Annotated in this window: 12 protein-coding genes; 3 read left to right on the top strand and 9 right to left on the bottom strand. The window is 35.0% G+C overall.

The window, feature by feature from the left end; translation table 11 throughout:
* The first annotated feature begins 93 nt into the window (after window positions 1–93).
* Window positions 94–1086 carry a fasciclin domain-containing protein gene (locus M666_RS10415; RefSeq protein WP_029445805.1) on the top strand — a complete coding sequence of 331 codons (993 nt, stop codon included), beginning with the start codon at window positions 94–96 and terminating at the stop codon, window positions 1084–1086.
* Between the two features lie 277 nt (window positions 1087–1363).
* On the opposite strand, the gene yidC is transcribed toward M666_RS10415, so the two are convergent.
* The 3 genes from yidC to M666_RS10395 form a co-directional block, all read right to left on the bottom strand.
* Window positions 1364–3223, bottom strand: coding sequence for a membrane protein insertase YidC (yidC, locus tag M666_RS10405; protein ID WP_029445804.1), 1860 nt, complete (start codon window positions 3221–3223; stop codon window positions 1364–1366).
* A 104-nt stretch (window positions 3224–3327) separates the two neighbouring features.
* A complete protein-coding gene (locus M666_RS10400; RefSeq protein ID WP_029445803.1) occupies window positions 3328–4941 on the bottom strand; it encodes a CTP synthase in 1614 nt (537 codons plus the stop codon).
* 60 nt (window positions 4942–5001) lie between these two features.
* Entirely contained in the window at window positions 5002–5238 is a 237-nt protein-coding gene (locus M666_RS10395; protein ID WP_024479919.1) for a DUF3820 family protein, read from the bottom strand.
* Window positions 5239–5463: 225 nt separating this feature from the next.
* On the opposite strand from M666_RS10395, the gene M666_RS10385 reads away from it, so the two are divergent.
* The gene (locus M666_RS10385; protein WP_029445801.1) at window positions 5464–6330 is read left to right on the top strand and encodes a hydroxypyruvate isomerase family protein; all 867 of its coding nucleotides are present in this window, start codon (window positions 5464–5466) and stop codon (window positions 6328–6330) included.
* Window positions 6331–6341: 11 nt separating this feature from the next.
* Here the strand turns inward: M666_RS10385 and M666_RS10380 are convergent, their stop codons facing one another.
* The 4 genes from M666_RS10380 to guaA all read right to left on the bottom strand — a co-directional run bounded on the left by M666_RS10380 (window position 6342) and on the right by guaA (window position 11071).
* Window positions 6342–6824 carry a DUF922 domain-containing protein gene (locus tag M666_RS10380; protein ID WP_226989901.1) on the bottom strand — a complete coding sequence of 161 codons (483 nt, stop codon included), beginning with the start codon at window positions 6822–6824 and terminating at the stop codon, window positions 6342–6344.
* A 32-nt stretch (window positions 6825–6856) separates the two neighbouring features.
* Complete coding sequence (locus tag M666_RS10375; RefSeq protein ID WP_024479916.1) at window positions 6857–7261, bottom strand: OsmC family protein; 405 nt, start codon at window positions 7259–7261, stop codon at window positions 6857–6859.
* Window positions 7262–7264: 3 nt separating this feature from the next.
* On the bottom strand, window positions 7265–9418 hold the full coding sequence (locus M666_RS10370) for a LysM peptidoglycan-binding domain-containing protein (protein WP_029445799.1): 2154 nt from the start codon (window positions 9416–9418) through the stop codon (window positions 7265–7267).
* 120 nt (window positions 9419–9538) lie between these two features.
* A complete protein-coding gene (gene guaA / locus M666_RS10365; protein ID WP_024479914.1) occupies window positions 9539–11071 on the bottom strand; it encodes a glutamine-hydrolyzing GMP synthase in 1533 nt (510 codons plus the stop codon).
* Between the two features lie 140 nt (window positions 11072–11211).
* Between guaA and M666_RS10360 the strand changes: the two genes are divergently transcribed.
* On the top strand, window positions 11212–11757 hold the full coding sequence (locus tag M666_RS10360; protein WP_029445798.1) for a pyridoxamine 5'-phosphate oxidase family protein: 546 nt from the start codon (window positions 11212–11214) through the stop codon (window positions 11755–11757).
* Here the strand turns inward: M666_RS10360 and M666_RS10355 are convergent.
* Both M666_RS10355 and M666_RS10350 read right to left on the bottom strand, forming a co-directional pair.
* The gene (locus M666_RS10355) at window positions 11754–13124 is read right to left on the bottom strand and encodes a pyridoxal phosphate-dependent decarboxylase family protein (RefSeq protein WP_029445797.1); all 1371 of its coding nucleotides are present in this window, start codon (window positions 13122–13124) and stop codon (window positions 11754–11756) included. The two genes, M666_RS10360 and M666_RS10355, sit on opposite strands and share 4 nt — an antisense overlap.
* Before the next feature lie 28 nt (window positions 13125–13152).
* Entirely contained in the window at window positions 13153–14532 is a 1380-nt protein-coding gene (locus M666_RS10350; RefSeq protein ID WP_029445796.1) for an ArnT family glycosyltransferase, read from the bottom strand.
* Window positions 14533–14535: the final 3 nt, after the last annotated feature.

Raw genomic sequence — 14535 nt, 5'->3', positions numbered from 1 at the left:
GTTAAACAAACGCAACCTTTTCAAAAACTTCTATCTTTATATTGTTTAACATTTAACTCATAACATTAAACAATTATTTAAAATTAAACATTTATGAAAACAAATTTCAAATTCAAATCCGTATTTTTCGCCCTATTCTTATTGACTTTTATTGTAGCTTGCGATGATGATGATTCCGATGATCCTGTAGTACAAGAATCTACTACTATAACAGCACTAGCTATTGCAGATCCAAACTTATCTAGTTTAGTAGCTGCACTTACTGCTGCAGATGGCGGATTACCGTCTGTATTACAGGGCGATGGACCATTTACCGTATTAGCACCAACAAATGAAGCGTTTGATGCCTTTTTGGGTGACAATTCTTTAGAGGACATCCCAACCGATGTATTGACACAAGTATTATTAAATCATGTAATTAGCGGTAAGATTGAAGCTGCAGACTTAGCTGCGCTTACTGCTGAAGGAAGCTACTATGCTTCTACGCTAGCAGATGGAGCCAAAGCAGATACTAACATGAGTATTTATTTTGAAACAGAAGGCGCAGTTACCTTTAATGGAATTTCTGAAGTTATCGATGCTGATATTCAAGCAAGTAATGGTGTAATTCACAAAGTGGATGCTGTTATTACACTACCTTCAGTTGTTGATTTTGCATTAGCAGATGATCGTTTTTCTTCTTTAGTTGCTGCTTTAACCGCCGATTCATCATTTGAATATGTAGGCGCTTTAAGCACAGCAAATGGTACTGCACCAGCACCGTTCACGGTATTTGCACCAACAAATGATGCCTTCACTGCGCTCTTAACAGATTTGGAATTAACACAATTGAGTGAAGTTCCTGTGGCAACACTACAAACAGTTCTAGAATTACATGTAGTTCCTAGTGCCAATGTAGTTTCTTCAGAATTAGCAAGCTTAGACGGTCAGGCAGTAGCCACACTAGGAGGTAGTGACATTACTATCAGTGCATCACCAGCTGGGATTGTAGGACCAGGGGAAGATACTACTCTAAATCCTATCGTCATTGCAGATGTACAAGCATCTAATGGAGTAATACATGCTATTAGCAGGGTTATTAGATAATACTTTAGATACCTTATTGGTATTATATAACAATATAGCAAAGAGGCTTACTAATATAATTAGTAAGCCTCTTATTTTATACCCTATATTTTTATGTTACAACACCATAGGTTTATTTAATATACAGAAATGGGCATTTGGCAACTATTATTTTAAAAAACTTAGTCTTTGTCGCATCTTTGAAGTCCCAAATCTTACCAAACAAACCGCAATAAAAAAGCTCCTAAGCAAGTATAAACTTGACTAAGGAGCTTTTTTTATTTGTAACAAATCTAGCTTACTTTTTTCCTGTATTTTTCTGAGCTTCTGCCTGTTCCATCATCTCACGCATTTTACGTTGGAATTTATTTTCTTTCTTAGGCTTCTTCTTATTCTCTTGAATTTGTGCATGTATTTTTGCATCATCAATGATGAAATTCTTGATCGCTAACATAATAAATATAGTAATTAAGTTAGAGATAAAGTAATACAAACTCAATCCGCTAGCATACCCGTTGAAGAATACTAACATCATTAATGGAGAAAGGTACATGATAAACTTCATGTTCGGCATTCCCGGTTGTTGTGTCATATTCTGTCCTGTAGTCATCATCATATAAAAGAAAATTGCAATAGATGCTAGAATTGGAAACAAACTAACATGATCACCATACACAGGTATTGTAAATGGCAACTGAGCTATTACATCATAAGATGATAAATCATCTGCCCATAAAAATGGCTTTTGACGTAAGGCAAAAGAAGTTGGAAAGAAACTAAACAGTGCGTAAAAAATAGGCATCTGAATTAATGCTGGAATACATCCACTTAATGGACTTACCCCTGCTTTGCTATTCAGTTTCATGGTCTCTTGCTGCTTTTTCATAGCATTGTCTTTGTATTTCTCATTGATCTCTGCAATTTCAGGTTTTAACACCTTCATTTTAGCTTGAGATAAATAGGATTTATACGTTACTGGAGACATGGCCAAACGTACCATTATAGTCATAATGATAATCGCTATCCCTGCAGGCAACATTCCACTTAAAAAAGTAAATAACGGAGTAAACACATACCTGTTAATCAACCCAAAGATTCCCCAACCAAAAGGAATAGAATCTTCTAAATTTAATTCTTTGTATTGCGCCAATACCTTTACATCCGTAGGACCATAATACCAGTTCATTGCATAGCTTAATTCACCTCCTACTAATTTCAGTGGTGCCTCAGAAGCATAATCTTTCATATATTTTTGCGTATGCGACTCATCTTCTACTAAATTCTTAGAAGACAAATTTGCGGTTGCAAAAGGAGTATCTGTGACCAAAATAGAACTAAAGAAATGCTGACGGTATGATAACCATTCTACATTCTCTTCCGTTTCATCATCCTCATCGCTACTATCCGACAATTTACTAATCTTACCATCCTCATGACTGTAGGTAAGTCTTGTATATCTGTTAGAGTATTTTATACTTTTAGAATGACGGATTGCTTTTAGTTTCCAATCTAAATTAATTGGCTTTTGAGCATTAATAATACTATTTAATCCTTGAGATTTTATAGAGAAATCTACCAAATAATCATCTGGTTTCATTTCATAACGGTACTCTAAAAACTGATTTTGAGAAACCTTAGCTTTCATAGAAAGCACTTGGTTAGCACCACTTGTAGTTAAAGAGGGCTCAAAAAATAAATCAGCAGTATTTAAATTGCGATTATCACTAGTAGAAAAATTTAAAGCGAATGAAGCATTACCATCTTTTACTAAGTAAACGGGAATAGAATCATAAGTATTGAAATTTTTCATCTTAGCCTCTATAATCTGGCCTCCTTTATTACTTATAACTAAATAAACAAGACTATTTTCTAGAACTGTAGTTCCTTCTGAAGGCTTTGTAAAACCAAAGGCTCCAATGGTACTCTTATAATTTGCTACAGCCGTAGAATCCTGTAAGTTTAGTACTGGTGCTTTTTCTATTTCGGTATTTGTTTCAACTTTTTGCTCCTGAGCTTTAGCATCAATTAGCTCTTGTTCTGCTTTTTTTGCGGCTACCTCTTCATCTGATGGCTGGTTTTGCCAAAACATAAAAAGTAATATTCCAAAAATTAATACAAAACCAATTATCGACTTAACGTCTAATTTCTTTTCTTCCATTTATCACTATTAAATAAATCTAATGCTATTGTTGCGCATTTCTATTTTGAACCGATGCAAATATAGCCCCAATTCTATTGTTTGTGCCATAGTGGCAGGTAATCTTATATTTTATGATCTAATGCTGCTTTCACAAAGCCAACGAATAAGGGATGCGGATTTAATACCGTACTCTTATATTCTGGGTGGTATTGTACACCAACAAACCATGGATGGGTAGGAATTTCTACAATCTCTACAAGTCCCGTTTCTTTATTTATCCCAGAGGCTATCATTCCTGCCTTCTCTATTTCTTCCTTATAATCGTTATTAAATTCATAACGATGGCGGTGACGTTCAGATATTTCTGTAGCCCCGTGGTAAATTTTACTAGCAAGACTTCCTTTTTTCAATTCGCAATCCCAACTCCCTAAACGCATCGTACCTCCTTTATTGGTAATATTTTTTTGCGCTTCCATTAAGTTAATAACAGGATGCTCTGTACTCTCTAACATTTCTGTAGAAGTAGCATCTGTGTACCCTAATACGTTTCGAGAAAATTCAATCACAGCCATTTGCATTCCTAAACAAATACCTAAAAACGGAATTTTATTTTCTCTTGCATATTGTACTGCTTTGATCTTACCCTCTATTCCTCTCTCTCCAAAACCAGGCGCAACTAAAATTCCGTTTAACCCTTTTAATTTAGCTTCGAAATTTTTATCGTTAATGTGTTCTGAATGAATAGAACGTACATTAACCTTTACTTCATTCACAGCTCCGGCGTGAATAAAAGATTCTAAAATAGATTTGTATGAATCTTGTAATTCTACATATTTACCAACCAAACCAATGGTAACTTCATGTTTGGGATTTTTATGCTTATTCAAAAATTGATTCCATTGATCAAGGTTCGGTCTTGTAGTATCTGGCAAACCTAAACGTTGTAAGGTTACCGTATCTAAACCTTCCTCTTGCATCAAAATAGGCACATCATAAATAGTAGATGCATCTATAGATTGAATAACAGCTTCTCGTTTTACATTACAAAACAAAGCTAATTTATGCTTAATCTCATCAGAAATCTCATGCTCTGTTCTACACACAAGGATATCTGCTTTAATACCGCTTTCCATCAATGTTTTAACGGAGTGTTGTGTAGGCTTTGTTTTAAGCTCGCCTGCAGCAGATAAGTAAGGAACTAATGTTAAGTGAATTACGATACCATTAGTATCTCCTAATTCCCAAAGTAATTGGCGTACCGCTTCAATGTATGGTAAGGACTCAATATCACCAACAGTACCTCCTATTTCGGTAATCACGATATCATAATCGCCACTTTTACCTAAAATCTGGATTCGCTCTTTAATTTCATTAGTAATATGAGGAACAACCTGTACTGTTTTACCCAAAAACTCTCCTCTACGCTCTTTTTCAATAACACTCTGGTATATTCTACCTGTCGTAACATTGTTGGCTTGAGAAGTTGTAGAGTTTAAAAAACGCTCATAGTGGCCAAGATCTAAATCGGTCTCTGCACCATCATCAGTCACATAACATTCCCCATGTTCATAAGGGTTTAATGTACCTGGATCAACATTTATATATGGATCTAATTTTTGGATGGTGGTTCTATAGCCTCTGGCCTGTAATAGTTTGGCTAAAGAAGCTGCAATAATACCTTTACCGAGCGAAGAGGTAACCCCACCGGTTACGAAAATATATTTTGTCTGTGACATGAAGCGTTAGGTTGTTTTCTTAACGCAAGCAAAAATACAAATTGCTACCACATATATTGCTTATTGTTTAGGAAAATCTTTCTGAATTTTATAGATAAGACCTTCTAAGCCATTTATTTTAATCTCCGTCATGGCTTTTAATAAGTCTCCTAGCTTACCTTCAGGAAACCCTTTTTGCTGAAACCATATTAAATACGGCTCTGGAAGCGCTACCAAATAGCGGCCTTTATACTTCCCAAACGGCATACGATAATGCGCTAACTCTATAAGTTTATCTGTATTTGGTTGTATTTCCATGAAAATGACGGATTTAAAAACTTTTCAAAAGTGAGGTGTAAACTTATTGTTTTAAAAATAGAAAACTTTAAATTACAGCATCAATTTCACGAATACTTTCTTATCATTTATGCAAAAGAATTTCAAAATGATAAAAAGATGTTCGCTAAGTTTATTAAATGTCTAACTTACATTTATTGATCAAAATACTATATATTTGATTCTTATCACTTAAACTATCGGAAAATGGAAAGACGTAAATTCATTGGAACTGCTGCTGTTGGATCATTAGGTATTGTTTCTTGCCAAGCTGCAAACACCGCTGTGACTTCCAAAAAGAAAGACTTTGTTTTGAAAAATAATATTAATCATAGCGTTTGCCATTGGTGTTTTGGCAAAATTCCATTAGAAGATTTTTTAATTACATTAAATGAACTGGGTGTTAAAGCTGTAGATTTAATGGGACCAAAAGAGTGGCCTCTATTAAAAAAATACAACATTCACTCCACCATGTGTAATGGTGCCGAAATAAGCCTTACTGAGGGCTGGAATGACCCGCAGTACCACGAGGTATTAATCAAAAATTATTCTGAAATGATTCCGAAAGTAGCTGAGGCCGGGTACACCAACCTCATCTGTTTTAGCGGCAACCGAAGAGGAATGGACGATAAAATAGGGTTACAAAATTGTATTGACGGACTATCTAAAATAATGCCCTTGGCAGAGAAGCATGGCGTAGTTATACAAATGGAGTTATTTAATCAAGTGAATCATCCTGATTATATGTGTGACACCTCAGCTTGGGGAATTGAACTTTGTAAAGGTTTAGGGTCTGAAAGTTTTAAATTACTGTATGATATTTATCACATGCAAATTCAAGAGGGAGACATTATCAGAAGCATTCAAAATAACCATCAGTACTTTGGTCACTACCACACTGCTGGAGTTCCGGGAAGACATGAAATTGATGAATCTCAAGAGTTATATTACCCAGCAATTATGAGAGCTATTCTCGCTACTGGCTATACGGGGTATGTTGCTCAGGAATTTATACCTGAAAGAGAAGATAAAATTGACTCTTTGAAACAAGGCTTTCTAATTTGCGATGTTTAAAACATTGCAAATTAGTTGCTCAATAATTTCTGAAGTTTAATCTGCCAAGCTTCTTGCTGGTCTCGGTTACGAGAAAAATTAGTTTCAGAATCATACAGATTCTGATACTCATTGAGCTCTTTATTGATTTGATTATAAATGGCTTTTACTTCCGCTTTTGCCTTATCAGTAAATCTTGCCTTATTCAAGCGTTCTAAAAATTTCCTGGCATATAACTCTGTAATGTCAAAATGCAACTGCTCATGCTTCAAAATTACATCATTACACACCTCTGGCCGGTACCAAGATTCCTTAGGATAGAAATGTGATTTTACTTCAAAATTTACTTCCACAGCAGCATCATTTTTACGAAGTGTAGAAAAACTATACGTTAATCCGCTTGCCGTTACCGCTGCAGCCCTAGTATTTGTAGGCTCCCCTTTAAAATCTGCCCAACTTAATTTGACATCGGCATTCCATAAAATGATGTCTTCATCTTGCGCTGAAAGCGGCAAAACAAAAAAGAATAAAAACGCGGATAAAATTTTTATAAATCCCAATGATATGTTATTACTTTTTCAATATCTGGATGCAAACTAAAATGAACAGGACAGGTATTTGCTGTATGCTCTAATATTTTTCTGTTTTTATCAGAAATAGCATTTGGCAAATGTAGCTCTACTTCTATTTTAGAAATTCTTCTAGGATCTATTGCCATATGTTTTGTCACTGCCGCTGTAGCACCCTTTAAATCTACCTCTAGGCCATTTGCTTTAATACCCATCATAGTCATCATACAACTTGCTAAGCCTGTTGCAACTGTATCTGTGGGCGAGAATGCTTGCCCTAATCCATTATTATCAACAGGAGCATCTGTTGTAAATTTATTTCCGGAAGCCATATGCTCACAGCTATTACTTAATGCTCCTAAATAGGTAACTTTTGATGTCATCTTTTAATCTAATTGTTTAATCCACATTTCGTCATACGCCATAATATAACTGGAATGATTGCGGTATCCTGCAGCGCCTTCTCTTGTGTAATTGAATTTATTTGCACTATACTTTGTTTCCCCAACAAATTTTGAAGCTTCAAAAAGATTTTGTTTGTACGCTAATTTTAATAAAACATCAAACGTAATATCAAAACCTCTACGTGCAAATTTATCTGGAGATTTCCCTTTGTTCATTCTCTTATAAGCAGCCTCAAAAGAATCTGCCTTATCTTCCCCATCAACAGATGGGTACGTAAATGATAAATAAGAAAGGTGTGTGTGATTTATTTTATCACTATCAAAAGCTTTTCCTTTATTGGTAGTAAATACACGAATTTTTCTTTTATCAGTAATAGAAGCATTCAATACAGAAATTACACTATTAATAGTATTTAACTGATCTGTTTCTAAGAAAACCCAATTCTCTTGACTGGAAGATAGTAAAGCTACAATTTTATTTTTCATTGCATATTTCTCTACCAACTGTAAAGACTTTGCATTTGGAAATTCTTTGAGAATCAATTCCTTTGTTGCCTTATGCTCATCATCAGCAATAACCACTATATTTTCTGTTCCTACATTTTCTTTTACATAAGAAAACATATGTTTCATCAAATCATTATCAGAAGGCACTGTATAAAATACATTGGAAAGACTAATATCGCTTTTAGCTGGCAACGGCGCTATCACTGGAATTTGGTTTTGCCCTACACGAACCGCAACCTCTTGTAATGACTGAGAATCTAAAGGACCTATTATAGCATCCGCATTTTTAAGTTCTGGCTTAGCCAATAATGCTCTAGTTTTTTCAACACTTTTCTCGGTATCAAAAACAGATACATTCACATTTAATCCTAATTTTTTAATAGAATCTAATGCCACCAATGCTCCACTATAGAGCCCTAGGCTATAATTAGCATCTTTTCTTTTGACAATAGCATCACTAGCAGCTGTCTTATTACTCACATCTATCATATCCAACCTAAACGGTAATAATAACACCAAGTTGGGTTTTGTTGCTAAATTCATTTTACTAACAAGATCTACATTCTCGATAATTAATGAGTTTTTTACTTCAAAATCTCCATCACTATCTTTCGGAATTTTTAAAACCATTCCTGCTTTCAAACCATTTTGCAGCTCCGGATTTAAAGCCAATAATTCTTTGTACGAAAGTCCTAATTTTCTATTTAAAGAATACTCCCCTTCACCTTGTTTTACTTCATAGAAATTAAAATTCTCCGTATTAACCGACTTTTTATCCGTTTTTTTCTGAGGTATTCTAATCACCATACCTTCTTGCAAGCCTCTATCTTTGACTTCAGGATTTAAGACTTTAATTTCTGCTTCGGTAGCTCCAAATTCTTTTTCAATACTATAGAATCCTTTTTTTGCCGGAACGGTGTACGAAATAAATAACTGAGAAGTTTGATCTGCAATAGTACTACCTGCTTTTTTAGGCAAACGCAATTCCTGACCCGATGCCAAATAGGTATCTTCTTTTGATAGGTCTGGATTAAGTACCAATAAACTATCAATAGTAATACCGTATTTGTTTACGATAGACCATCTGGTTTCTTTTGGTTTTACTGTATACATTTCAAAAAGATCACTATTAAAAGGATTCTCCTCAGGCTTCATCTTTTTGAATTTAGGAATTTTTAACGTCATTCCTTTTTTCAATTGCACAGAATACAATTCTTTATTGTATTTCTTGATAGCATCCTGGCTCACATCAAATTTTTCTGCTAGTCTAAATAGATTATCTTTTCTTTTAACCTTATAAGAAATAAAACTTGTAGGCTCTTCTTGCACAAGTATAACCTCTCCTGCTGTAGCACCACCCGCTGTCTTGACGGCAACTCCAGAAGATTCTGCTGCTTTAGCATCTAAAGGAATAATTAAAATGGTACTGGGTTTTAATTCCGCTACATTTTTTATTTCTTTATTTAAGCTTAGAATACGCTCTGGTGTTGTTTTATACTGTGTAGAAATACTATGAATAGTTTCTCCTTTTTTTACAGCATGTGTTGTAAATTTCTGAGCTACTGCCGAAAAGCTTACCAACATAAACAATAGTGTTGGTAAAAAGTATTTCGCGAATGGTCTCTGCATCTTTCTTTATTTTCTTTAGTATTGATCCTCTATAATTGAAGCTCCAAAAATTACACTTGTATAATCCTGTTGCTTCAATAAATGTTTACTTCAAATTATTAGTACTCTAATTTTCTATTCTTATTCCCACTCAATAGTTGCTGGTGGTTTTGAACTAATATCATACACCACTCTATTGACACCTCTAACTTTATTTATAATATCATTAGATGTCTTTTGCAAAAACTCATAAGGTAAATTTACCCAGTCAGCAGTCATACCATCCGTACTTTCTACAGCACGTAAAGCTACACATTTTTCATAAGTTCTTTCATCGCCCATTACTCCTACACTATTTACAGGTAAAAGCATGGCTCCAGCTTGCCAAACTTTATCATAAAGTCCCGCTGTTTTTAAGCCGTTAATAAAAATAGCATCTACCTCTTGTAAAATAGCCACTTTTTCTCGTGTAATATCTCCTAAGATTCTGATGGCTAAACCAGGACCAGGAAAAGGATGTCTACCTAACAATAAAGGGTCTAAGCCCATACTAGCTCCTACTCTTCGTACTTCGTCTTTAAACAACATACGTAACGGTTCTACCACACTTAATTTCATAAAATCTGGTAACCCCCCTACATTATGGTGACTTTTAATAGTTGCCGATGGTCCACCCGTTGCTGATACAGACTCAATAACATCTGGGTATATTGTACCTTGGGCTAACCATTTTGCATCCTCTACCAAATGAGATTCATCGTCAAATACTTCAATAAAAACACGTCCAATTATCTTACGCTTCTTTTCTGGATCACTCTCTCCTGCCAACTCATCCAAAAAGCGTGCCGAAGCATCTACGCCTTTAACGTTAAGCCCCATTCCTTCATATTGCTCCAATACACTAGGGAATTCATCTTTACGCAATAATCCGTTATTTACGAATATACAGTGTAAATTTTTACCAATTGCCTTATGCAATAGCATTGCAGCTACAGAAGAATCTACCCCTCCTGAAAGCCCTAAGATGACTTTATCCGTACCTATTTTTTCTTGTAATTGTGCAACGGTAGTTTCTACAAATGAATCTGGCGTCCATGTTTGGGCCACCCCTGCAATATGTACTAAAAAGTTTTCTAATAGTTGCTTTCCATCTTTAGAATGATAAACTTCTGGATGAAACTGAATTGCATAAGTCTCTTCTCCTTCTAATTTATATGCGGCATTCTCTACATCATTAGTACTCGCCAAACGTGTAGCGTTTGCCGGCAATTCTTTAATTGTATCTGAGTGACTCATCCATACTTGACTACCAACATTGATAGCATCAAAGAACGGTTCGTCTGTTTTAATAAATGATAAATTAGCTCTACCATATTCTCTGGTATTTGAAGGCGCTACATTACCACCTTGAAAATGTGCTAGATATTGCGCTCCGTAGCATACTGCCAACATCGGTTTTTTACCTTGTATTTGTGATAAATCAGGATGTGGTGCATCTTCTGCTCTCACAGAAAAAGGAGAACCAGAAAGTATCACTGCTTTATAGGTTGATAAATCTTCAGGAAGTTTATTGTAAGGCTTAATCTCACAAAAAATATTAAGCTCTCTAACTCTTCTAGCTATGAGTTGTGTGTACTGAGAACCAAAATCTAAAATCAGGACGTTATTTTGCATCCGCAAAAATAGTAAAATGTAAATTTTAGAAAAGGTTCTTTTCGTTATATTTATATAAAAATTTCCAACACCCTTTTTTTAAGCCTTTTATCTGCCTTTTTTATCAGACAAAAAACATCTTTAAACTAAAAATTCTTCATATGACAACAGCAGTATTTTCCGAATTAAAAGAGGAGTTACAAAAAGGTGTAACGGAGTATGGACACCCTTTTAGATTGGGCACCCTAGGTACTGTGGGCCTAGACAAAATGGCCCGTTTACGAACTGTAGTACTACGCGATTTTTCTGAAGACTTAGAACTGAGTTTCTTTACAGACAAACGATCTAAGAAAGTAACTCATATTATTGAAAACCCAAAAGTTTGCATTTTACTCTATCATCCTGAAAAAAGAATTCAATTAAAGATTGAAGGCAATGCATTCATAATTAAGAACGATAAAAAAATAGCTAAGTATTGGGATCAAGTTAATGACAATGCTAAGAAAGACTATACCACAACAATAGCTCCTGGTAGTGCTATTGAAAATTTGAAGGACATAGATTATTTAAATGACGAAAACCATTTCTGCATCATTACTATTGAAGCGCATAAAATTGAATACTTAAAACTAGACCAACCCAATCATATAAAAATTAGATATTCTAGAGAAGACAACTATTGGAAAGGCGAATTTCTAGTACCTTAATGCATCGTAGCCAATATATCTAAAATATCTTTTTCCGTAGTATCTGGATTGATGAAGCAAAAACGAGCAACCGTTTCAAATTCATCTCCATTTTTCCATTTTGTAGGAGTTACTAATGCAAATCCTTTTCTGTGATTCTCATAGGTCCAGTTTCTATAGTCATCAGGAGTCCACCCTTTTCTTCTAAAAAGCACACAAGACAAGCTAGGTTCCCGAACCAATTCTACATGCTCATCTTTTGTAATAAACGCTCCTGCGGTATTCGCTAATGTAATTCCACATTCTACAGCCCACTTATATTTTTCTACACCATGCATTGCTAATGAAAACCACAAAGGCAGCCCCCGTAATCTTCTTGTTAGCTGTATTTGATAATCGGACGGATTAAAACCGTGTGCACCTTCATCTTTGAAAATTTCAAGATATGATCCTTCTTGCGAATGTGCAGCCTTTGCAATTTCTGGGTTTTTATATAAAATAGCACCACAATCATACGGAGAGAAAAGCCATTTGTGAGGATCTATCGTAATACTATCTGCTTTTTCTATCCCCTTAAACAAATGACGCACTGAATCTGCTAACAACGCACCACCACCATATGCACCGTCTACATGAAACCATAAATTTTGATTCTCACAAAAATCTGCTATACCGTCTAAATCGTCTATAATTCCTGCATTTGTGGTCCCAGCAGTCGCTACCACCGCAAATACACGCTCTTGCTTCTCCTTAGTTAATTGTTGAAATAAACCATTTAAATCTCCCGCATCCATTCTTTCTTCAGAAGGGACTAAGAGTATTTCTGCATCCATAACTTTAGCCATGGCTTTTACAGAAGAATGCGCCCCTACCGAGGCTATAATTATTCCTTTTCTATCATTATTTATGGGATCTTGCCTCCAGTTTTCACGCGCAGCTACCATTGCGGATAAATTTGCGGCTGTTCCTCCACTCGTAAAAACTCCGAAAGATCCTTCCGGCATGCCGGTTAAAGAAACCAACCAATGCATGGCTTCATTCTCACAAAAAATACCTCCTGCTCCTTCCATCCAATAAGCACCATGAATACTGGAGGCAGAAGTCACCAAATCAAACATTATAGCTGCTCTGGTGGGTGATGCCGGTACAAAGGCCAAATGTCTAGGATGATCTATAGGCACTGTTGCTTTCACTAAGACATCACGGAATAATTGAAAAGCTTTTTCACCACCAATACCCTCAGAAGTAATAGTTTCTCCCACCAAAGCTTTTAGCTCTTCTTCTTTTTTTGGTTGCCCAAGCTCGGGAGATGTTTTTGTAATTCTATTAATTACATACTTCATGACATCCAGAGTCATTTCAACTAATTCTATATCAATGTTGTGCATTTTGAAATTTTTAATTGTTGCTGGTTATTTACTCCGAGCGTTTTAAAAAATAGATTGCCTGTTTACGTCTTCCAAAAGCCAAAATACTATCTTGAGGATTTTGATTCTTTAATTGCTCTTTACCAAGCTCTACCTCTACCGTTGTTTTTCCTTGCAATTTAAATTCTGGTAAAGAAAAATCATCCATGGCATATATTTCTCTACCCGTATTTAATAATCTGATGTTTCCTGCATAGGTAACATTAGGAAGAACCCAAATATCTTTAGGGTATTTTGAATTTAAAATTTCTGATATTGGTTGAAATCCAAAATGTACATCGGAAGGAATATTAAATATTTTTTCAACGGGTGTTCTTATCGTCTGGATCCCTACAACTACCAAAAACAAAATAAAAGTTATACGCTCTATTTTTTTAACATTCTTAAAATCAATCACCTTCATCAGTAAAGGTAAAAAAGGCAATAACAACGGCAGAAACCAACGTTCTTCGGTTTTATTAACACCCATCATCACAAAAAATAAAAATATAATGATGATCTGTGCAATCATCATTTTAAACAACCAATCTTGTTGAGCAAATTTTAAATCTATTTTTTTTCGCCATTTTAAAAGAGAAATCAACACAAATAATGGCGCAATAATTATTATGATGTTTTTAACCATTGCAATAATAGGCGATAAAACTGGAATACTATTCTTGCCTTCCATAGACGTTTTTAAATCTACACTAGACTGAAGTTCTTGTAGGTAATTTTGATCTCCTAAAAGCCAATTAAAATGGGGTGCCGCAATTAATAGCGCTAGAAAAATCGCCATCAAAATCCGCGGATTGAGCAGCACTTGCCTTACCTCTTTATCAATTAACATAGTTACTCCTAAAGCTCCTAATACAAAAACATAATTATACTTACTTAAAACACCCAAACCAATTACTATACCTAATAAAAGATAATTAATTAACGATTTTTTCTGAATTAATTTTTGGATAAGAATATAGGTAATAATGATAAGTAAGCACAGAAGGGACGTATGCGATAGTCTTCTAAACGTAAAATCTATAAACACCGGAACTAGCGCTAATGAAAACACCACCAAATTTGATTTAGACTCAGATTTTAAATAGGATAAACTAAACCTAAATAAGCATACTAAAATGAAGGCAAAAATAATAGCTCTCACTATAGAAAAAGAAAGTATTTGAACTCCTAAAATAGCATTAACTCCATATTGCAACCAAGTATATAGTGGTGGCTGATCATCATAACCCCATCGCAACCACTGCGAAAAATAAGCCTGTTCTGCATCTTCCAACTCCATGGCGCTCTTCATAAGAGATATCGCTATTATAGCAATAAAACTTACCATAGCAATAATACGGTTTCTACTGAATAACGTATTTGTGGTCATAGG

This window comes from Cellulophaga baltica 18 (genome assembly GCF_000468615.2).
GTDB lineage: Bacteria > Bacteroidota > Bacteroidia > Flavobacteriales > Flavobacteriaceae > Cellulophaga > Cellulophaga baltica.
This window is presented reverse-complemented; position numbering and strand designations above follow the sequence as displayed.